The sequence below is a fragment of the Verrucomicrobiota bacterium genome (genome assembly GCA_019247695.1).
In the GTDB taxonomy this organism is placed as follows: Bacteria; Verrucomicrobiota; Verrucomicrobiia; order Chthoniobacterales; family JAFAMB01; genus JAFBAP01.
Genome location: JAFBAP010000045.1, coordinates 1 through 21,120, shown reverse-complemented (window position 1 = coordinate 21,120; position 21,120 = coordinate 1). Strand labels below are relative to the sequence as shown.

Here is a 21,120-nt window from a genome sequence, read left to right as displayed (position 1 = left end):
TAAAGTCGCCCGGAGGGTGGCGTTTGCCACGGTGCAGGCCGTGGCTCCGCAATCCCAAGCCTCGCGACTGACCGGTTTGGTCAACCGGGCTCAACCAAACCCCCTTCAGGCCGGGGCGGAAACGCCGGCGGCGCACCGGTTACCCTTGACAAGGCCGGCCGGTTCGCGATTTAGTGGGTTTGGCGCAAATTGTAACGCCGGGCGCATAATTATGCACCGGCATATTTGTTTACCCTGTAATCAGTTCCCTACCTGATCAGTTCCCTACCTGAAATTACAGCCTGTCCGCCTGAAGAATCCGTTTCCTGCTTTGGGCGCGTTCGACGCAGGCGCCCAACCTTCTTTCTATGAAAGCCATTCTGGCGCTGGACGCCGGGACTACCAACGTCAAGGCGATCCTGGTTGATCGTCAGGCCAATGTACTGGCCCGCAGTTCCGTTCCCCTTGCCATCGACTTCCCCCGAAGCGGCTGGGTTGAACAGTCGGCCGAAGCTGTCTGGGACGCCGCCCGCCAAGCCCTGCAGGGTTGCATGGCCCAAAGCGGCGGGCATGAGGCCGTCGCGCTCGGCATCTCCAACCAGCGGGAAACGCTCGTGGCTTGGAACCGGGCGACGGGCGAGCCTGCCGCTCCCTGCATCGTCTGGCAGTGCCGCCGCAGCGCCGGCATTTGCCAAGCACTCCGGCAGCAGCAAGGCGTGGAGGAAACGATTCGAGCCAAAACCGGCCTTCAGGTCGATCCCCTGTTTCCCTCAAGCAAGGTTCAGTGGCTGCTGGAAAATCGTCCTGACCTCCGCAAGCTGGCGCAAACGGGTGACCTTTGCCTGGGCACCGTGGATGCCTGGCTCGTGTGGAAGCTCACCGGCGGCAAACGGTTTGTCACCGATTACAGCAACGCTTCACGAACCCAACTATTTAACCTTACGACGGGTGCGTGGGACCCCGAATTGCTGGCCTTGTTTGGGGTGCCGTCGTCCTCCCTCCCGGAGTTGGTTGCCTCCAACGAGCCGCTGGGCAATGCGATTCTGGGGGCTGGCCAGGCGATCCCGGTATGCGGCATCTTGGGCGATTCTCACGCCGCGCTTCTCGGACACGGCGTCCTGGAAAAGGGCAAGGTCAAGGCCACCTATGGTACGGGCTCATCGCTCATGACCCTCGCAGGCGGCCCGCATAGCCGCGACAAGGGCGTTTCCAGTACGATTGCCTGGAAGTTCGACCAAGTGCAATACGCTTACGAAGGCAACATCACCGCGACTGGCTCCGGCCTCTCTTGGGTGCTGACGCTCATCGGCTCGGAAGACCTGGAGCCCGCCGTGAAACGCGCGACCGAACTGGACGGCAACGGCGGCGTCTATTTTGTGCCCGCCCTGGCCGGTCTGGGCGCGCCTCACTGGGACGAAAAGGCGCGCGGGGCCGTTGTGGGGTTGTCATTTGGCACGCGCAAGGAACACGTGGTGCGCGCTGCCCTGGAGGCGATCGCTTATCAGGTTAAAGACGTGTTCGACGCGATGGAACACGCGGCCGGCGCACGGCCGGAAGCCCTTTTGGCCGATGGCGGTGCGAGCAAGAACGACTGGCTGATGCAGTTTCAGGCCGACGTGCTGGATCGGCCGGTGTTGCGCAGCCAAACGGCCGAACTGTCGGGTCTCGGCGCGGCGTTTGCCGCCGGGCTCGGCTGTGGGTTTTGGTCCTCGACTGCGGAGGTCGCCGGAGTGGCGGCCCCGCATGACCCGTTTCAGCCAAGGCTCGAGGCAAGCGAACGAGACCGGCTCGTAGGCCGTTGGAATCGCGCGGTGGCCTCCGTGAAGGCGTACGGGCTCGCCCAATGAAGCAAACGCGAACCCTTCGCAAAAGCGTCCCGGTTCGCCCGGGCATTCACGCCGGACCCGCCGTTAAGCGCCGGCGGTGGCGAATGGCAAGGTGCCGGGGCATTATACTGGCATGATTCACCACGCACCAGACCTCCGGCTGATGACTCGGGCGGCCCGCCTCTACCATGAAGAGGGGCTGACGCAGACCGAGGTGGCCCAGCGGCTCGGGATTACGCAGGTCGCGGTGTCGCGCCTGTTAAAAAAAGCGCAGGAACACGGCATTGTGCGAACCACCGTGGTGACACCGCCGGGGGCGTTCGCCGACCTGGAAGGCTTACTCGAGGCAAGATTTGGGTTGAGCCAGGCGGTGATCGGCGACGCCGTGCGCGATTCAGAGGAGCCCGTTCTCACCGCCATCGGATCCGCCGCGGCCCAATTCCTCGAATCCACGCTCAAATCCGGCGAGGTGATCGGCATCTCGTCCTGGAGCGCGTCCCTCCTGGCGATGGTTGACCATATGCACCCGCCCCGGAAAGTCGAAAACTGTCTGGTGGTGCAAATGTTGGGCGGGCTGGGTAACCCGGCGGCGGAGCAGCACGCCAGTCGCCTGGCCATTCGCCTGGCCAGCCTGGTACACGGCGAAGCCCGGTTCCTGCCTGTGCCGGGCCTTGTGGGCTCCGCCAGCGCGGCTAAGGCGCTGGCGCAAGACCCTTACGTGAGCGAGACGGTCGCGTTCTTCGACAAGGTAAGCCTCGCGCTGGTGGGCGTGGGTGCGCTCGAACCCTCGGCGTTGGTGGCCAGCAGCGGCAACGCTCTTGCTCGAGAGGAATTGGAAGCCTTGCAAAAGAACGGCGCCGTCGGAGACATCTGCCTGCGCTTTTATGACGCCGACGGCCGCCCGGTGAAAGGCGCTTTTGACGGGCGGGTCATCGGCATCGACCTGGAACGCCTGCGCCGGGTGCCGCGGTCGGTCGCGCTCTGCGGTGGCAAAAGAAAGTTTCCGGCCATCCTGGGCGCCTTGCGCGGGCGGTGGGTTAACACGCTCGTCACGGACCAATTCACGGCTCAACGGTTGGTTAAGGCGCAACCTGCCAAAGCCCTGGCCGCGGAAGCCGGGAGCTGAATTCGTCGTGCGAAGAGAGGTTGTCGCCCCGGTAGAAAGGCACCCCGCCGCGGACGGCTCGCGGCCCTGAGTCACGGAAACGGGGCACCCTGATCAGGTCGTGAAGGACCGGCCGGCCTGAAGCAAACGCAGGTACGAGCAGCTAACAAAAGTTACTGGAGGTTTTTTGGGGCTCGCCCTTGACAGGAAACCCGACCCGATTCTACCATGTCATTAGGTAACCTTGAATGAATTTTTATTCAGATAGGCTTTCGTTCAGGTTGCGGCCCGGTTCGATCATCTCCCCTTGAAATAAGACGCCATGCTGAGCGAACGCGACCTCCAACGTAGATCGGTGCAGTACCGCCAGGCCCTGCTGCGGCTCATCCGCACGGCCAAGGCCGGCCACACCGGCGGCGACCTCTCCTGCCTGGATATCCTCAACGTGCTCTACAACCGCATCCTGCGGGTGGGCCCCGAGACTTTCAAGGGGCCCGACCACGACCACTTCATCCAGAGCAAAGGCCACTGCGCCGAGGCGCTCTTCGTCGTGCTGGCCGACCGCGGCTTCTTCCCCGAAAAAGACCTCGAGACCTTGAACCGCTACGGCTCCCACTACATCGGCCACCCCACCCGTGAGGTCTACGGGGTGGAACAGAACACGGGGGCGCTGGGCCACGGGCTGGCCGTGGCCGTCGGCCTGGCTCTGGCCGGCAAGATGGACCGGAAGGACTACCGGGTCTTTTGCCTGCTCGGGGACGGCGAGCTGGCCGAGGGCTCCAACTGGGAGGCGGCCATGACGGCGGCCCACTACCGCTTGGATAACCTTGTGGCCATCGTCGACCGCAACGGCCTGCAGATCACCGGTTCAACCGAGGACGTCTGCCAGTTGTCGCCCCTGGACGAGAAATTTGCGGCCTTCGGCTTTGGGGTGCAGCGCTGCAACGGCAACGACATCGGCGAGTTGGTGCGCACCTTCGAGGCAGTGCCCTTCCGGCCGGGCAAGCCCAGCGTGGTGTTGGCCAAGACGCGCAAAGGCAAAGGGGTGAGCTTCATGGAAAACGTGGCCAAGTGGCACCACGGGGTGCCCAACGAGGAGGAGTTTAACCGCGCGATGAGCGAACTGGAGGCGGCGCAAGCGGCGTTGGCTTAAAATGGAACCAGCGCAAGCGAATTTGGAAGTCTTTAGCGCCACGCTCTTGGAGTTGGCGCGCCAGAACCCGGATTTGTTGGTGGTGACCAGCGATTCGCGGGGCTCGGCCAAGCTGGCCCCCTTTGCCAAAGCCGTGCCGGGCCAGATCGTGGAGGTGGGCATTGCCGAGCAGAACCTGGTGGGGGTGGCGGCGGGGTTGGCCGCGGCGGGCAAGACGGTCTTTGCGGTCTCGCCGGCCTGCTTTCTGACGGCGCGGGCGCTGGAGCAGATCAAGAATGACCTGTGCTACTCCGACCGGCCGGTCAAGGTGGTGGGCATCAGCGCGGGGGTCAGCTATGGGGCCCTGGGAACTACCCACCATTCCTTGCACGACTACGCGGTGTTGCGCGCCATCCACAACGTGACAATCGTGGCGCCGGCCGACGGCTTCGAGAGCCGGGAGGCGGTGCGGGCGGCCGCGCAGTTGCCCGCGCCGGTGTACCTGCGCTTTGGCAAGAAACGCATGCCGCACCTGCCGCGGGTGGACGCGGGTTTTGCGCTGGGCAAAGCGTCGTTGATCCGGCAAGGCCGGGACCTGAGTTTTCTGGCCTGCGGGGAAACGGTGGCGCCGGCTTTTGAGGCGGCGGAATTGCTGGCCAAAGAGGGTGTGGAGTGCCGGGTCTTGAGCCTGCACACGCTTAAGCCGCTGGATTATGAGGCGGTGCGCCGGGCGGCAACCGAAACGGGCGGGGTCATCACGGCGGAGGAGCACAGCGTCAGCGGCGGCTTGGGCGAGGCCTGCGCGGCCTTGCTGCTGCAGGAGGGCATTCACACCCGGTTTAAGATTATGGGGTTCCCGGATGACCACACGGTCACCGGCAGTCAGGACGAGATTTTCCGCCATTACGGCCTGGACGGCCCGGGGCTGGCCGCCACCGCCCGGAAGCTTTTGGCGAAACGTTAACGCAGCTGAAGGATAGAATTCGATATGGCCACTCCCCAGACCACCAACCAAGGCGCCGCGGCCCAGCCGGCAGCACCGGCACCGGCACCGGCCGCGCGGCGCGAGACCTCCTGGGCCAGCAAACTCATCGGCGTGCAGGGCCCGCTCATCGGCTTGGTGGCGCTGTGCATCGTCTTTTCGCTCACCACCGGCGCCTTCCTCTCGTTTCGCAACCTGCTCAACGTGCTGGACCAGATCACCGTGCTCGGCATCCTGTCGATCGGCATGACGCTGGTGATCATCATTGGGGGCATTGATCTTTCTGTCGGCTCGGTGCTGGCCTTTTCCATGATGATCCTGGGCTGGCTCAGCCATGACTGGAACCTGCCGCTGGGCCTCGCGGTCGTAATCGCTCTTTTGGTTGGCGCCCTGTGCGGGTGGGGAAACGGCCTGCTCTGCACGCGGGCCAGGCTGCCGGCATTCATCGCCACGTTAAGCATGATGACGATCGCCCGCGGCCTGGCCAACATCATCACCGACGGCCGCCAGATCGTCGGTTACCCCGACTGGTTCGACAGCTTTGCCACGCGCCGCTATTTCGGGTTTCTATCGCTGACGGTGGCCCTGGCCATCGTGCTGGTCATCGCCGGCTGGGTGTTCCTGCGCTACCGGGCGGCCGGCCGCGCCCTGTACGCCATCGGCGGCAGCGGCGAAGTGGCGCGCCTGGCCGGCATCCGCGTGCGGCAGATGACCACCTGGGTCTACGTGGCCAGCGGGCTGCTTTCGGGCCTGGCGAGCATCGTGCTGGCCAGCCGGCTGGATTCAAGCCAGCCCAGCGCCGGGCTGGGTTACGAGCTGGACGCCATCGCAGCGGTGGTGATCGGCGGGGCGAGCTTGAGCGGCGGGGTGGGCGGCATCGGCGGCACGGTGGTGGGCGTCTTGATCATCGGGGTGCTGCATAACGGGCTGAACCTCACCGGCGTTTCCCCCTTCATCCAACAGGTGGTCATCGGCGTAGTCATCGCCCTGGCAGTCAGCTCCGATACCCTGCGGCGCCGGGGCGCCTGACCAGCGCCTAAATGCATGGCCGGGCATCATCCATTCGGCCAAGCCCAAAGTTTCACCTCCAATTCACTTTTAAGACAACAACCAGGCAAACCCAAGATAACCACCATACCAACATGTTCCTCCGGAATCGTTCCCTTACCGCCACCCTCACTGCTCTAAGCATGCTGCTAAGCCCCTGGCCCACGTTGGCCCAGGGCGGCAAAACGGTCGGTCTGGCGGTCGCCAACCTGCAGGCCGACTTTTTTAACCAGATCAAACAGTCGGTCGACGCCGAAGCCAGAGCCAAGGGCGTCAAGCTCATCGTGGCCGACGCCAAAGGCGACGCGGCCACCCAGGTCGACCAGATGCAAGACCTTATCACCCGCGGGGTCAGCGCCCTGATCTACATCCCGGCCGGCGCCACCGCGGCCGGCGTGCCGGTCAAGGCGGCCAGGAAGGCCAACATCCCTGTCGTCAACGTCGACCGCAATGCCCCCGACGCCCCGGGCGACACCTTCATCGCCACCGACAGCGTGACGGCGGCCCGGACCTTGGGCGAATACGCCTGCAAGGTCATGGGCGGCAAGGGCAACCTGGCCATTATTCAGGGGCAGTTGGGCACCACGCCCGAACTGGACCGCGACAAGGGTTTCAATGAGGCCATGGCCAATTGTCCCGGCATCAAGGTGGTAGCCAAACAACCGACCAAAATGTGGATGCAGGACGAGGGTTTTGCGATCGCCCAGGACATGCTGCAGCGTTACCCCGACATCAACGCCTTTTTCGGCCGGGCGGACGCGCTGGCCTTGGGGGCGGCGCACGCGGTCAAGGTGGCCAACGTGGGCCACAAGGTCTGGATCTTCGGTTTTGATGGCGACGTGGCGGGCCTGAAGGCGGTGCAGGACGGGACCTTGGATGCGACCATGACCCAGAAGACCCAGTACATGGGCAAGCTGGCGCTGGATTCGGCCCTGGAGCTGGCCGACGGCAAGCAGTTGCCCAAAGAACAGCTGCAAGAGGCGGTGCTGACCACGAAAGAAAACGTGGCCCCCTTCATCAACCAGCACCCGTAAGCAACGAAGCCACCAGGGAGCGACGCCGGATGAGCGCACCACCCAGCACCGACGCGGTTTCAAGCGATGCGCCCGCCCCCTCCAACCGGGGCCGGGTGCCGAGGTTAACCCTGCGCGGGATCGGAAAGAGTTTCGATACCAACGTGGTGCTGTCCGGCATCGACCTGGACGTGTACGAAGGCGAGCTGGTGGCTTTACTGGGCGAGAACGGGGCCGGCAAGTCGACGATGTCCTCGATCATCGCGGGGCTCTTTCCGCCATCCAAGGGCACCATGACCTGGGAGGGCAAACCCTACGCACCCACCCGGCCCGGCGACGCCATCGAGGCCGGCGTGGTGCTCATTCACCAGGAAATGCGGCTCCTGCCTGACCTGTCGATTGCTGAAAACGTCTTTGTGGGCCGGCCGCTGATGAAAGGCGGCCGCATCGACCGCGATGCCATGAACCGGCGCGCGGCCGAGCAGCTCCACCGGCTGGGTCTGGACATTGCGCCGACGACCCTGGTTCGAACCTTGAGGGTCGCCGCCCAGCAGCAGGTCGAAATCGCCAAAGCCCTGACGCTCAAAGCCCGGCTCCTGATCCTGGATGAGCCCACTGCGGCGCTGGGCGGCGAGGAAACCGACCGGCTTTTTGCGCAGATCGATCAGCTGCGCAAACAGGGGGTCAGTTTCATCTACATCAGCCACCGGCTGGAGGAGATCGCGCGCATCGCCGATCGCGTCGTGGTGCTGCGCGATGGCCGGCTGGTGGCCACGCACGCTTCTGCGAAGGTGCCGGTCAATGTGCTGCTGGAGAACATGGTCGGCCGCAACGTCGACCGCATCTTTCCAATACTCGAGGAACCGGCCGGCAAGGAAGTGTTGCGGGTGGAGAGCCTGACCGGTGCCAACGGCGCCTTCCGGGACGTGAGCTTTTCGGTGCGGGCCGGGGAGATCTTTGGGATTGCGGGCATCGTGGGAGCAGGCCGCACCGAACTGGTCCGGGCGATTGCCGGCGCGGACCCGCTGGCCTCCGGTTCGGTCTTCATCGATGGGCAGCCGGTTAAATTCAAAGCGCCCGAGAACGCGATCAAAGCCGGCGTGGTCCTGGTGCCCGAAGACCGCAAAGGCCAAGGGGTGGTGCTGGACCACACCGTGGCCAGCAACCTGGCGCTGGGCAACTTCGACCGGTTGGCCCCCAACGGCTGGCTGATGCCGGCCAAAGTCGCCGCCTTTGCCGCTGATGCGATAAAGCGACTCGGCGTGAAAGGTAGGGCCAACCAGGCGGTTCGGTTTCTGTCCGGCGGTAACCAGCAAAAAGCCATCATCGCCCGGTGGATTTCCCGCTCGCCCAAGGTTTTCATGCTGGACGAACCCACCCGCGGCATTGATATGGGCGCGCGAGCCGCCATTTACGAAACCATCGCCGGGCTGGCCCGGGAGGGCATGGCCGTCATCGTGGTCAGCTCGGACCTGGAAGAAGTCATGGGCTTGTCGCACCGGGTGATGGTGCTGGCCCGGGGCCGCTCACAGGGCGTTTTGCCGCGCGGGGAAGCCACGAACCTCGCCATCATGGAACGGGCCACCGCCTGAAAGCCGCGGGGCCCCCCTCAACGTGTGTCAAATCACGCCACCTTCCCAACCCAATCGTTTTGCTCAAACTTATGAACCTATTCAGCTTAGAAGGAAAAACGGCCTTTGTGACCGGTGCGGGCAGCGGCATCGGCCAGCGCATAGCCGTGGGCCTCGCCGAAGCGGGCGCTTCGGTGGGCTGTTTTGACCTGCCCGCCAGCAAGGGGTTGGCAGGCACGGTCGACCGGATCAAAGGGCTGGGCCGCAACGCCCTCGCCCTTACCGGTGACGTTACCCAGGCGACCGACCTGCAGCGGGCCGTGGAAGCCGTCGAACGGGGGCTGGGGCCGTTGTCGGTGGCCCTGAATTGCGCGGGCATCGCCAACGCCGCGCCGGCCGAACAATTGCCGCTGGAGCAATGGCAACGGATGCTGGACATAAATCTTACCGGCATTTTCCTGTCCTGCCAGGTAGAAGCCCGGGTCATGCTGCCGCGCAAACAGGGCTCGATTGTGAACATCGCCTCCATGTCGGGCATCATCGTCAACCGGGGGCTCCTGCAAGCCCATTACAACACCTCTAAAGCCGGGGTGATCCACCTGACCAAGAGTTTGGCCATGGAATGGAGCGACCGGGGCCTGCGGGTCAACTCCATCAGCCCGGGCTACACGGCCACGCCGATGAATATTCGCCCCGAGGTGGCCGAGCAGGTCAAGCAGTTTGAGGCCGACACGCCGATGGGCCGCATGGCGACGGTCGACGAGTTGGTCGGGCCCGCCGTTTTCCTCTCAAGCCCGGCGGCGTCCTTCTGCACGGGCATTGACCTGGTCGTCGACGGCGGCTTCGTGTGCTGGTGAGGCATTACGGCGTAGGTTACTGGTACTTTGGGGTCGCCGGCGTGACGGGGCAGCCCCATCGACCCCGCGTACAGGCGGAGTAGGAGCAGCGCCCGGGGCCGCGCCTTTCCGGCGTATGCGCTTACGAGTGAGGGGAAGTGGTTAAAGGCTTGCCGGCGCGCTCCGCCTCGCGCCGGCTTCGGGTGGCGAGAATCACTCCAAGGTTTGCGCCGATAAGAAGGCCGCCAAAGGCACCCCCAAGCCAGACAAGAAGGGTTTGGAACCCTTTCTCGGCCATGTCCAGTGGAAGCGCCAGCGGCACGGAAACGATTTGGGCCCCGATGATGTCATTAAGTTTCCAATTAAAACCATTATCTGAGCCGTACAGTTTGATCATGGACGGCGGCGCCTTGTCGGGGGTGCTGTGACACGCGAGGCAAGTGACGTTATCAACCTTTATCGGTCGTGCCAGGAAAAGCGACTTGCCCGTCGTGGACGTCTCGCGCGTGCCGATGAACTCCACCTCTGCCTGGCCGCTGCGAAAATGGTTCACCACGTCGCTTTCCCAATCCGTCGCACGGTCGCGCGGATTGGTCGGATTAAGGGTTGCCTCCTTATAGAAGTAATCCGGGAATTTCTCCCGCAGGTAGCCAAAAATCTCCGTGGCCGCAAACGCCGGCACCGATTGGGGCGGGAAGTCGGCGTCGGTAAGTTGTTCTGACCTGTCCTTTACCCACTGCAGGATCTGCTGCTGGAAGTCGAGCGCCCGCTGCTGTCCGAGCGCAGGATTCCTGCGATCTTTTGCCCGCGGATCTTTCACCGGGGACGGATCGGGAGTGGCCGGAATTTGCTCGACGGTTTTCCTCAACTCGGACATCGCGCTTTGAACCTTGAAATCCTTCTGTTGTAGTAAAGGGGCGACCTGCTTGGTGGTGTACGTACGACTGGAAAGCGAGGCTTCCATGATGATCCGGGCATTTTGGATCACGTGCTGGCGGGATTCTTCGAACAGCAGGGCCCGCGCAATATGGGCGATTGCGATGAGAGAGATGGCCAGCAACGGGATAAAAATGAGATTAAATTTGAGCAGCTTCATGGTTGGCCTCCGTCGGCGGCGATGACGCACCGGAAGCCGACGTCGTCGCTGCGAAAGTAGGGATTGTAACCTCGTCGGCTCGACGAGAGCATTTCCTCGGCACGCGAAGTCGCCCAGGATGCGCCCCGCAGGGTACGCCAAGGCAGGACGGCGTTGAATCTGTCCAGACACCATTCCCAAACGTTGCCTCCCACGCTGCATAAACCGCGCGGGTTTGGCGTCAAGGCGGACACGGGCGCTGTTCGCGGGAAGGGATCGCGGTACCCGCTTATCACCGTCCAGCTTTCCGGCGCACCGGCGCTCGATTCGGCACCCGCATAGTTGCCGGCGCCGGGCGGCGGAGGGAAGGTGCGACCCCAGGGATAAAGTCCTTTGACCTTTCCGTCCCGATCTTCCGGTACGGCTCCCGGTTCGTTCGCAAGCCCAACGGCAGCACTCCACTCGCGGTCGGTGGGCAATCGATAACGGTCCGCGGCGCCCAGCAGACCCGCCTGGCGCTCTTTTTGGGTAAGCCAGGCGCAGAATTGATTCGCATCCTCCCAACTGACCCCGACAACCGGATGGTCGGCTGTTTGGACGAAACCGGGATTCTTCCAACCCATCGTGGCTAGTCTGAATCCATCCCGGACGATGACGGACGACATGCCGCCCATCGCGTCGTAGCCGGTGGCCTGAACGAAAGCCTGGAAATCACGTACCCGCGTCGGCCAGACGGCCATCTGAATATTGTCCAGCGGCACGAAGCGCATTTCGAGGCTGTTAACCCACGGCCGGCCCGCTTTCAGCGGCAGCAGCGAAACCGCCGTGGCGACCGGCCCGGAGAACAGGGTGGGCGGCGCCATGACTGCATTTTTGGCGGTGGGCTTGGAACCTGCCAGCCAGAGCCACGCGCCGCCGAGCAATAACAACATGCCTGTGCAGACAACGACAGCGAGAATCAGCGGCACGTTACGCTTTACCGTCGGATTGCCTTCCGCGGCCGAACCGGGCCGCGCCCGTTCGGGCGCAATTGGTGCGCGCGAGGTTGCCGTAACGGCTTCAGGACGCAGCGGCAGCGGCCGAGTCGGTTGGGGTGGCCGGCTAAACTCGGGCGAATGCGCCCGGCTGCGGGCCGGCGTATCGGTTGCGCTTAGCGCTTCGTAAAAGGCCTGCGCGGTCGCATAGTGGGATGCCGACGCCAGGCATCGGCGGATGACTTCGTTCCCGGCCGAGGTCAAACCCGGCAGAGGCACAAAGCCCCCCGGTCTGCCTCCGAGCATTGCGTACGTAAGAATACCCAACGAAACTACGCTTGGTTGCTTATCGCTTGGCGGCGTCATGTTTTCGCCCCGACCCGTACCGGGCTCTCCAGGGTCGAGAGCCTTGATTCTGCCAAGCGCATTCAGTTTCACCACGAAAGCCGGCCACTCAGTGAATGGGCGGCCCATAAGGGCGTTGATTTCCGTCGGGTTTCCCAGTCCTGTGGGGAAATGCAGGAGGACGTCCTGCAGGTTCAGATCCAGCCTCAGGCCTGCCGCGGATACGTGGTCGAAGGCCGGCACGATTTGTTCCAGAATGAGGAGCGTCTCGCAGAGGGTTATAGCCTGCCGGACCTCTAGGACGTCGGTAAGCGCAAACCCATCGAGCCATTCGCAAACCACACAGCTGAAACCCGTCTCGCGGTACACGGCGTGGACCCGCACCAAATTCGGATGGGGTACCGCCCTTACCCGGTTCACCTCTTCTTCAGCCTGCGCGACGACGGCCGGTTCCCCGTAGACGAGTCGGACGCTCACACGCCCTTTGGAAACAACGTCTTCAGCGCAGAATATCCGGCCCGGATCATCCGGGTTAAGGTCCTCAATCAACCGGTAACGTTCCTCTAATACAAACCCGGTTCCCGGCAGTAGCGCAGGAGCGGAGGCGCCCTCAAGCGTCATCGTCTGCAATCCGTTCCCGTTCGTTCCGGGCAACGGCGCCAAATCCGGCGGCAGGCGCAACCGCTCGAGGCAAGCCCTCAAGTCAGCACGCAGGAGAGACGGCGTCTGAATCCGCCTCGTTCGATCCTTCTCCAGCATGCCCCGCAGCACCGCGATCACTCCCCCCGGCAGGATGGCGAGGGAGTGAAACGGCGGCGGCTTTTCGAGGTGCTGCGCGATCACGCTTGCAACCGAACCGGTGAAGGTCGGCTTGCCGGCCAGCATATACCAGAGCGTCACCCCTAACGAATAAATGTCCGAGCGAATATCCTCCGGTTGGTGCTCGAGTTGCTCCGGGCTCGCAAAGTAGGGCGTGCCGACGAATCCCTCGATCGTAAGCACCCCGCTGCCGGACGACCCCATCGCCGCTGATTTCACCAGGCCGAAGTCGATCACTTTAACGAGGATCTCATCGTCGTCTTCCCTCACCACCATCAGGTTGGATGGTTTGATGTCTCGATGCACGAGGTGCTGCTTCTCCGCTGCGATCAACGCGGATGCGACCTGCTGGGCGATGTCGAGGGCCAACCGGCAATCAAGCGGTCCTCTACGTCTCACGAGGGCTTCTACGGTTTCGCCTTCGATAAACTCCATCACGTAAAAGAAGCTGTCGCCGGCCCGGCCGAGGTGAAAAACCGACGCCACATTGCGATGCCGCAACTGGGCGGCGGCTCGTGCCTCCCGCACAAAGCGCTCGGCCGCGATTTTGTTTTCCAGAAGACTCGCCGTGATCACCTTGAGGGCGACGTCGCATCGCAGGCTTCTGTCAAATGCCCTGTAGGTAACGCCCATCGCGCCACGCCCCAACTCCGCCAGAGATCCATCCGGCTTTCTCAGAACTTCATAGTGTTCGAACTCTAGCGATTCCGGCATACGGGCCCATGACCATCAAAGAAGTGATATCAGGTTTAGTGGCCAATGAACAACAACTAGAACCCGTCATTCGCTGACGGTAATAAAACAGCAAGCCGACGCGGGCCCTGCCGCAGGCAGGCCAGGCAAAAGCTACGACGGCAGCCCGCCCACGGCTCTGCACCCACTTCGCAAGTTGCAAGGGTCAAGCACCGCAGCAGTCGGCAGGCGGGACACCGTTGTGGAAACAGCCTAACCTTTCGTCGCAAGGCCGGTGTCCTTTAGGAGATTGTCTCCCGCTGTGGCCAACGCCTCGAAGTTGTCAGCCAGGATGGGCGAATCGACAAACTCACCCTTCACCATCCTATCCCCTCGAAGATAAACGTCGCACGCTCGTCCGCTACAAGTACACCCAGGAAGGGCCCCATGGTCCTTTTGTGAGGCTGTCGGGAAAACCTCGGCGTCACACCTCGCCATCAGCAAGGAGTCGGAGGGACCACGCGCGACTGATCCTGCGCTAGAACCGATCCTGCTCAACCATTTGACGGAAGAGGCCGGGGGTATGCCGCAATTCCTTGAACGGCCCATCCTGAACGATCGTGTGGTCCTGGAGCACCACGATGCGGTCGCAGTCCTTGATCGTCGAAAGCCGGTGGGCGATGAAGATCGCGGTGCGTCCGGCCAGGACCCGCGCCAACGCGTCGTGCACCAACCGTTCGCTCAAGGTGTCCAGGGCGCTGGTGGCCTCGTCGAAGATGAAATATTCGGGCTCGTGCAACAACGCGCGCGCGATGGCCAGACGTTGCCGCTGACCCGCTGAAAGCCGGCAACCACCCTCGCCGATAACCGTGTCGAGTTGGTGCGGGAGCTCGCGGATGAATTCCCATGCGTTCGCCAGTTCGCACACCTCGCGCATCCGGGTTTCGTCCGCGGCGGGATGGACGATGGCCAGGTTGTGCCGAATGGAGGCATGGAAAAAGTAGGGGTCCTGCGGAACCACACCATAACGGCGACGGATGTCTGCACCACGGCAGTCCCGCAGGTCTACCCCGCCCATCGAGACTGAGCCGGTGCCCGGGTCGTAAAGCCGCAGCAAAAGCTTGGCCAGCGTGCTTTTACCCACGCCCGAGGGACCGACCAAGGCCACCCGCTGGCCGAAGGGGATATGGAGGTTGATATCTCGCAGGACCGGTTGGTCGGTGTAGGTAAACGAAACGTGCCTTAGTACCAGGCTCTCTTTCGGCGGCGGCTCTTGGGGATCATGGGACGGATCGGGCGTGCTGGTCTCGGTGTATAGCAGGTCGGCCAGCCGTTTCAGGCTGGCTTGCGCCCCCTCGTAGGCGGTCCCGATTTGAAACAGCAAGCTTACCGGCACTTGCAGCATGCCGTAAGCGCCCAGGTAGGCGAGGATTTCGCCGGGCGTCAAGCCACCTTGAAAATAACGCCAGACGCCCACGCCCGTCACGATGACGAAACAAGCTGCCCCAACCACCTCGTGACGCATGTTGACCCGGTGGGTCTTCAGATCACGCTCGCAGGTTTTCTGCCGCAGTGTGTCCGCACTTTGATCAAAGGCGCGCGACATGGCTTCCTCGATGGCGTACATCTTCACGTCCCGATTGCCGCGAAAAATGTCGGCCACCCGTCCCGTAATCGCCCCTTCGATGGCCTGGAACTCCTCGTGGAGCTGCCGCAGGTCCGAACTGCTGCGGCGCAGGACGCAAACAGTCGCGACAACCAGCCCCAGCAAAATGACCGTAAGCCCTCGGTCCCACAAAAGCATCCAACCGGTCGAAAGAAGGAACGTACAGAGTGCGTTGGGCACGTTCATTACCAGGGTATGGTAAAAGCCCGAGATGACCGCCACCGGTGCGCCGAACACGTAGCTGAAGAGTTCGCCGCTGGACTGCCGGTGGTGAAAGCGTAAGCACAACGCGTTGATGTGGCGGAAAAACCGGGCCCGCAGCTCCATGACGATCCGCTCGCGCACGTGCGTAAAAATCCGGTAGCTTCCGTACCAGGCCAGCATCCGCAGGACCAGCGCAGACACCACCCAGCCGGTCAACAGAAAACCCAGCCGCACCAGGCGCGTCCGGAATGCCAGGTCGGGGGCAATGAGTACGTCGTCAACCAGGTACTTGGGGACAAACGTCTGAAAGGCGATGCCGAAACCGGGAATGGCGTTGAGAATCAGGGCAAGCGCAATCCACCAGCGATAGCGTGCTGCGTGGGGCTTTACCAGTCCCCAAAGTGTCAGGGCAGGCTGGGCCGGTGCATGGGGCTCGGCCGGCCGGCTGCGGTGCAAAAAAGGTAACCTCAGCGCAGAGGTTGCCTGTCTCTGAGACGAGACGAACAGTTCAGGAAACTGCGGCATTTACGGCTCCAAGTAAAAGGTAAATCGACGTACGAAGGCGCGGCTGTTTTCCTGCCCAGGGTACCTTATCCCCACGGCACCGCTGTCCTGGTGGAAATGGGGCAGCCATTCCAAAGGGAGACAAATTGGCCCCCCGATTATCCTGTTTGCTTGCCTGCCTCTACAGACCCTTCAACAAACCGAATTTTTCCCATGAATTAACCTTCTGAGCGGTTTGGACGCAGCAGGAAATTTAATATTCGGTTGGGCGAAGAATTGAGCGCGGAAAACGAGAGTGTTAGGAATTTAAGGCGGCCCGGTGTAGGGGCTGCAATGTTTCGGGGGGTCGGGCGCTCTCCCGGTTTTTCCTCGGGTTCCACCGCTCTAAACCGGGGCGGCAAAGCGGTTTCCGGGCCAAAGCTTTCTCGCTCGGCCGAACCGTGCCCATAATGTTAGAGATCGCAATGTTAGAAAAGATTCTTCAATAATGGCAGGTGGATTGGCTGGCGCCGTATTCTGTTGTACTTCATCGTGGAAACTGTAACCAGTGATTCGCCGAACTGCGGCGTCGGTAAAGGGCAGCGGTCACGGTCCGGTGTGCTCATGGAAAAAACCGGAGTGCAGGAAAAACCGTTTCCGAAATGCCGCAAATGCGAGCGCCGGTCCCGATCACACCGCGCTGATGATCGAACTGTAAACGATCATTTATATGTCGAGCAAGATGGGGAGCAATGCGTCAAACCTGCCGGCCCAGCCTTGTCCGGGGGCTTTCGAGTTTATCCGCGACTTGGGTGCCCTAAGACGGGTTTGGCCACGCTTACAGGAGGCGGCCGGCGCGCTGGCGCTCGACCTGGAGACCTACGGCGACCGGCCTGCCGAGGCGCTGGACCCTTACCGCGGCGAGATCCGGCTCTTGACTGTGATGGCGCCAAGCGGCCCGATCGTCATCTTTGACCTCCAGGCGCTCGGCTACGATGCCGCGAACTGGGCGAAGCTTTTTGCCGGCCGCGAAGTCATCGGCCATAATCTCCACTTTGATGCGGCCTGGCTCCTCCAAAAGCTCGCCGTCCGGCTCCCGCGAGTATTTTGTACCTGGAGCGCGGCTAAGCTGCTTTCCAACGGGGACCCGCGCGCAAGCAACGCCCTCGGGCCCGTGCTGGAGAGGTTTCTGGGGGTGACCGTCCCGAAGGTTCTAGGCGTGAGTGATTGGGGCAGCCTGGTTCTGACCGAAGGGCAGGTAGACTATGCCGCTGGGGACGTCGCGTACCTGCATGCCCTCAAAGAAAAACTCAGCGCGATCCTCTCGTCGGCGGACCTGGGTAGAACATTCGAATTGGAAATGGCTCTGCTGCCGGTTGTCGTCGACATGGAATCGCTGGGGATGCCCGTTCGCCGGGAGAAGCTCGCCGAAGTGCTCGCGCAAGCCGAAGCGACGCGCAAAGGTCACGAAGCAGAACTGAAGGTACACTTGGGGATCGGAATCAATTTCGATTCACCCAAGCAGCTCCGGACCGCGTTTGGGGCCCTCGGTGTTGAGCTATCGAACACGAACGAAGAGACGCTGACAGCCTGCTCGCATCCGGCTGCCAAAGTAGTGCTGGCGTACCGTGCCGCCGAGGTCGTCCGGCGCCAAGCCGTCGCGCTGCTTGAAGCCATGACGCCGGCCGGCCGTATCCATGCCGCGTTTAAACCCTTGGGGACTGAAACCGGCCGTTTCTCCAGTTCGGATCCCAACCTGCAAAACATCGTTCGTGGCCCATTGCGCGGCTGCTTTGGACCTACCGATCCGGGCCGGGTTTTGGCCGTGGCCGATTACAGCCAGATTGAGCTTCGAGTGGCGGCGTGGTTTGCGGAAGATCAAACCATGCTTCAGGCCTTCCGGGCCGGTCAAGACCTTCACATCCTCACGGCCGCGACGGTCCTGAACAAGCCGGTCGCCGAGGTCACCAAGGCTGACCGGCAATTGGCTAAGGCGGTCAATTTCGGCCTGCTCTATGGGCAAAGTGCCGCGGGGCTGGTCCGTTATGCGCGGACGACCTATGGCCTGGAACTCACTGACTCAGCGGCAGCCAAAATTCGGCGTGAGTTCTTCAAACATTACCGCGGCCTGGCGGCTTGGCACCGATCGGCGCGGGCGAAGGGATCCAAAACCAATGAAGGTCGGACCGTTATCGGCCGCCGGCGGCTGCTTGGCGAGGGTGCCTCGGATTGGGAGCGGTTCCAGGCCGAGGTGAATTACGTGGTACAAGGCTCGTGCGCCGACAGTTTGAAAGATGCCCTGGTGACCCTGGCGGCTCAGCTTCCTCCTGAGGCGCGCATCATCGGGACGGTGCATGACGAGATCCTGGTCGAATGTCCGCGGGAGGGGGCCCAAACGGTTTTGGAAATAGTCCGCGCCGCCATGCTGGGTGCGTGCTGGCAACTGTTCAATGACCTGCCCGTGGAGGTGGAAGGCAAGGCCTGCGAGACCTGGGCTGAGAAGTGACGGCTGGCCGTCTGGGTTTGGTGGCCTGCATCGCCGTGTTTTCGTTTGAATCATAGACGGACGTGGTACCCGCTTCGGAGTCCCTCCTGGAGCGCAGAAAGGAGGATTGGATTTGACCCGTGCCGGACTCGATTAGCGCCGGCCATTAGCGGAAGCCTCGGGCCTGTCCCCCTCAGCGGCCAATTCGATTCACGTCGGGGCATGATCACTGGCCTTTTCCCACCCGCGCACGTGGCGATCGACCCCGGCACCTCTCAGCTGCCCCGCAAGTTCGGGGCTGAGCAGCAGGTGATCGATGCGCAGACCGGCATCACGACCATACGCGTTCGACGCATACTCCCGGAAGGTATAGATGCGCTTCCCGGGATGCAGCGCTCGCAACGCGTCAGTCCAGCCCTGCGCGACGAGCCGGCGATAGGCTTCGCGAACCTCTGGGCGAAAGAGCGCGTCGTTGAGCCAGTCCTCGGGCTTGTACACGTCGAGTTCGGTCGGCATAACGTTATAGTCACCGGCCAGCACGACCGGACCGCCTGCGGCCAGCAGCTCGGCGGCGTGGGCGTTGAGCCGCTCGAACCAGCGTAGCTTGAACTCGAATTTCGGACCGGGCGTCGGATTGCCATTCGGCAGGTAGAGACACCCAATCACAATGCCGTTGACTGCCCCTTCAAGGTAGCGGCTCTGGGAACTGTCGGGATCACCCGGCAGCCCCCGGCGGATCTCCTCGGGTACGGCGCCTCGGGCCAGGAGGGCGACGCCGTTCCAGCTTTTCTGGCCATGCCAGATGGCGCCATAGCCGGCCGCGTGAATTGCCGTCAGCGGGAACTTTTCCGAGGGCGCCTTGAGTTCCTGGAGGCAGGCGATGTCCGGCTGGCTGCTGTCAAGCCAGCGGAGCAAATTAGGCAGGCGAGCATTGATGCCGTTGACGTTGAAAGTGGCAATCCTCATACCTGCCAGCCGTGCTTGTTGCCGGAAGCAGAACAAGCTGTGCGCACTGAGATGCCGGCCGCTTCACCGAGGAACCCTATGCCACCACCGTTAGGGTTCTCCAGCAAAGCCGATGTGATCGGTTGAGCCATGATGGACCTGTCCCTGTCGGCTTTCAACGCCTCAACGGTCGCCGGCATTTCCGACTTTTCGGGTAGCCCTCGGACCCTTGCCAGCCGTCAAGAGCGTGCAGGAGCCGCGAACGCCAGATCTTCCGGCGTCCGTCGAAAGGGAAAGGCAAACCGCTGTCCTGATTTAGCGCAGGTTCGCCTTCAACGCCGGAAACCTGAATGTAAAGCGTTACACCGTGCCTGACCGCAGAGGTGCAGCACAAGCCTTTATCCCGTCGCCATTTCTCCCCGCTCCGTAGCGCGGTCCCTCTGCAGGGCATCAACCTTTGCCGCCATGACGAAGTCGTTGCGATGCAGCCCGCGAATCTTGTGCGTCCAGAGCGTCACGGTCACCCGGCCCCACTCGGTGAGGATGCCCGGATGATGCCCCTCTTCCTCGGCTAGCGTGCCGACGCGATTCGTAAAGGCCAACGCCTCGGCGAAATTCGGGAAGCGAAACACCCGCTCGAGTTGCTGGATACCTTCCCGCTCCACCAGTGTCCAGGCGGGGATGTTAGGCTTGAGTTCGCGAATCTCCGCCTCGGTGGCCCGCGGGGAGTCGCGGCGGCAGGCGGTGCACTTTTCTTGGGTGAGTCCGTCCATATCGTCGATCCAGAATCTTTATCTAGCTGGACTGTGCGGGGAGACCAGGACAAACCGATTCGCCCGGCAAACAAACCGTCAGTGGGGGGTAGCGTCTTTGGGACCTGTTCCGAATGGTGCCGCGGTGAACGGGCCTGACCCCAATGGCGCTGAGCGCACGGTGGATTCCGCAGCTCGGGGCCGCTTCGCTCGGCGCACCGGGGCATCGAAATCGATAACGCGGTTCCGCTCCGATAGTGCCCTTGGGGCAGGCGTCCGCTGATTCGACGCTGACGGGCAATCGCCGGCTTGCGAGAACTGCCATCCGGGCCTGTCCCCCATGCATGCGATCCGGGCCTGTCCCTGTTGGGTGCCGAATCGGAGTAGATCTGTCCCTGCGGGGGTGACGTGTGAATTGAGGGTAAAAGGGCCTGTCCCCCATTCAGGAGACACCCGTGCCGGGTTGAACCCCGGAAAGGGACAGGCCCTTTTACGACAAGGAGACAGGGACAGGCCCTGAAGCGCTCGGCGGGAGGCCGGCACTGCGCGATCTGTCCCGAGAAGGGCGCCGCTAAGGCAACAGCGGCAGGGCGAGCCGACCAGCGAACGGCCCCGCCCGCCTTGAATACCGTCGCGGACGCGCGGGCGCAGCGGCGCCCGAACGGCCCCGTTCCCCTTTATTGAGCTTTAACAAATGTGATTATCGAGAAATCCTGAGGAAAAATGACCATGACCTTATCGATTAAGTCTCAATAAAGCCCGTTTCTCGAGAGAAAACCCCAAAATGGCGCCGGAAGTTCGGCTGAACCGGGCAAAAGGGGACCGCCCCGGTCTAGACGAGCCAGGCCGAGGTTAGTAGAAAGCAGCCGCCAAGCCGGCAAAGCGTTCGTATCAACGGGGTCCGGCAGCCGATCCACGAACGGTCCAAAGGCATCCGCCCCGCTTACCCCCTTCAGCCCGGGGCGGCGCGTGCCGGCACGGCCCGGCCCCGCCAGCACACAAACCACTCCGCCCCGCCCCCTTCGGCCGCCCCCGCCGGCTCAGCGCCCGGCCCGGGCGGCTGGCCCGGGCCCCGCCAGCGGCTCAACTGTTCTTCGACAAAGCGGCGGCTGCCCAGCACCAGCCCGTTGGTCAGAAAGCGCAGCCGGCAGCCCAGGCTCACCCCGGCCGGCAACGCCCCTTTTTCCTGCTCGACCACCCGGCGGGCCA

15 protein-coding genes are annotated in these 21,120 nt (G+C 62.9%); 9 read left to right on the top strand and 6 right to left on the bottom strand.

Annotation, left to right across the window (positions count from 1 at the left end; genetic code table 11):
- Positions 1 to 347 precede the first annotated feature (347 nt).
- From glpK to JO015_04800, 8 genes are all read left to right on the top strand, one after another.
- Positions 348 to 1,826 (top strand): glycerol kinase GlpK, encoded by a 1,479-nt coding sequence (glpK, locus tag JO015_04835; GenBank protein ID MBV9998424.1) that lies wholly within the window; start codon positions 348 to 350, stop codon positions 1,824 to 1,826.
- A 112-nt stretch (positions 1,827 to 1,938) separates the two neighbouring features.
- Entirely contained in the window at positions 1,939 to 2,931 is a 993-nt protein-coding gene (locus tag JO015_04830) for a sugar-binding transcriptional regulator (protein MBV9998423.1), read from the top strand.
- 304 nt (positions 2,932 to 3,235) lie between these two features.
- A complete protein-coding gene (locus JO015_04825) occupies positions 3,236 to 4,063 on the top strand; it encodes a transketolase (protein ID MBV9998422.1) in 828 nt (275 codons plus the stop codon).
- 1 nt (position 4,064) lies between these two features.
- Complete coding sequence (locus tag JO015_04820; protein ID MBV9998421.1) at positions 4,065 to 5,006, top strand: transketolase family protein; 942 nt, start codon at positions 4,065 to 4,067, stop codon at positions 5,004 to 5,006.
- A gap of 24 nt (positions 5,007 to 5,030) precedes the next feature.
- Positions 5,031 to 6,053 carry an ABC transporter permease gene (locus tag JO015_04815; protein MBV9998420.1) on the top strand — a complete coding sequence of 341 codons (1,023 nt, stop codon included), beginning with the start codon at positions 5,031 to 5,033 and terminating at the stop codon, positions 6,051 to 6,053.
- 113 nt (positions 6,054 to 6,166) lie between these two features.
- Entirely contained in the window at positions 6,167 to 7,105 is a 939-nt protein-coding gene (locus JO015_04810) for a sugar ABC transporter substrate-binding protein (GenBank protein MBV9998419.1), read from the top strand.
- Positions 7,106 to 7,134: 29 nt separating this feature from the next.
- The gene (locus JO015_04805; GenBank protein MBV9998418.1) at positions 7,135 to 8,676 is read left to right on the top strand and encodes a sugar ABC transporter ATP-binding protein; all 1,542 of its coding nucleotides are present in this window, start codon (positions 7,135 to 7,137) and stop codon (positions 8,674 to 8,676) included.
- A gap of 71 nt (positions 8,677 to 8,747) precedes the next feature.
- On the top strand, positions 8,748 to 9,512 hold the full coding sequence (locus tag JO015_04800) for an SDR family oxidoreductase (protein ID MBV9998417.1): 765 nt from the start codon (positions 8,748 to 8,750) through the stop codon (positions 9,510 to 9,512).
- A 121-nt stretch (positions 9,513 to 9,633) separates the two neighbouring features.
- Here JO015_04800 and JO015_04795 read toward each other — a convergent pair whose 3' ends face one another.
- The 3 genes from JO015_04795 to JO015_04785 all read right to left on the bottom strand — a co-directional run bounded on the left by JO015_04795 (position 9,634) and on the right by JO015_04785 (position 15,771).
- Positions 9,634 to 10,587: a DUF3365 domain-containing protein gene (locus JO015_04795; protein MBV9998416.1), complete on the bottom strand. Its 954-nt coding sequence runs from the start codon at positions 10,585 to 10,587 to the stop codon at positions 9,634 to 9,636.
- A complete protein-coding gene (locus JO015_04790; protein MBV9998415.1) occupies positions 10,584 to 13,418 on the bottom strand; it encodes an SUMF1/EgtB/PvdO family nonheme iron enzyme in 2,835 nt (944 codons plus the stop codon). The genes JO015_04795 and JO015_04790 overlap by 4 nt, the downstream gene beginning before the upstream one ends.
- 496 nt (positions 13,419 to 13,914) lie before the next feature.
- A complete protein-coding gene (locus tag JO015_04785) occupies positions 13,915 to 15,771 on the bottom strand; it encodes an ABC transporter ATP-binding protein (protein MBV9998414.1) in 1,857 nt (618 codons plus the stop codon).
- A gap of 688 nt (positions 15,772 to 16,459) precedes the next feature.
- Between JO015_04785 and JO015_04780 the strand changes: the two genes are divergently transcribed.
- Complete coding sequence (locus tag JO015_04780; GenBank protein ID MBV9998413.1) at positions 16,460 to 18,235, top strand: hypothetical protein; 1,776 nt, start codon at positions 16,460 to 16,462, stop codon at positions 18,233 to 18,235.
- A 189-nt stretch (positions 18,236 to 18,424) separates the two neighbouring features.
- On the opposite strand, the gene xth is transcribed toward JO015_04780, so the two are convergent.
- From xth to JO015_04765, 3 genes are all read right to left on the bottom strand, one after another.
- Positions 18,425 to 19,180 (bottom strand): exodeoxyribonuclease III, encoded by a 756-nt coding sequence (xth, locus tag JO015_04775; GenBank protein MBV9998412.1) that lies wholly within the window; start codon positions 19,178 to 19,180, stop codon positions 18,425 to 18,427.
- A gap of 377 nt (positions 19,181 to 19,557) precedes the next feature.
- Positions 19,558 to 19,932, bottom strand: coding sequence for a 4a-hydroxytetrahydrobiopterin dehydratase (locus JO015_04770; protein ID MBV9998411.1), 375 nt, complete (start codon positions 19,930 to 19,932; stop codon positions 19,558 to 19,560).
- Positions 19,933 to 20,863: 931 nt separating this feature from the next.
- The coding region (locus JO015_04765) for a hypothetical protein (GenBank protein ID MBV9998410.1) at positions 20,864 to 21,120 on the bottom strand (257 nt) is incomplete at its 5' end.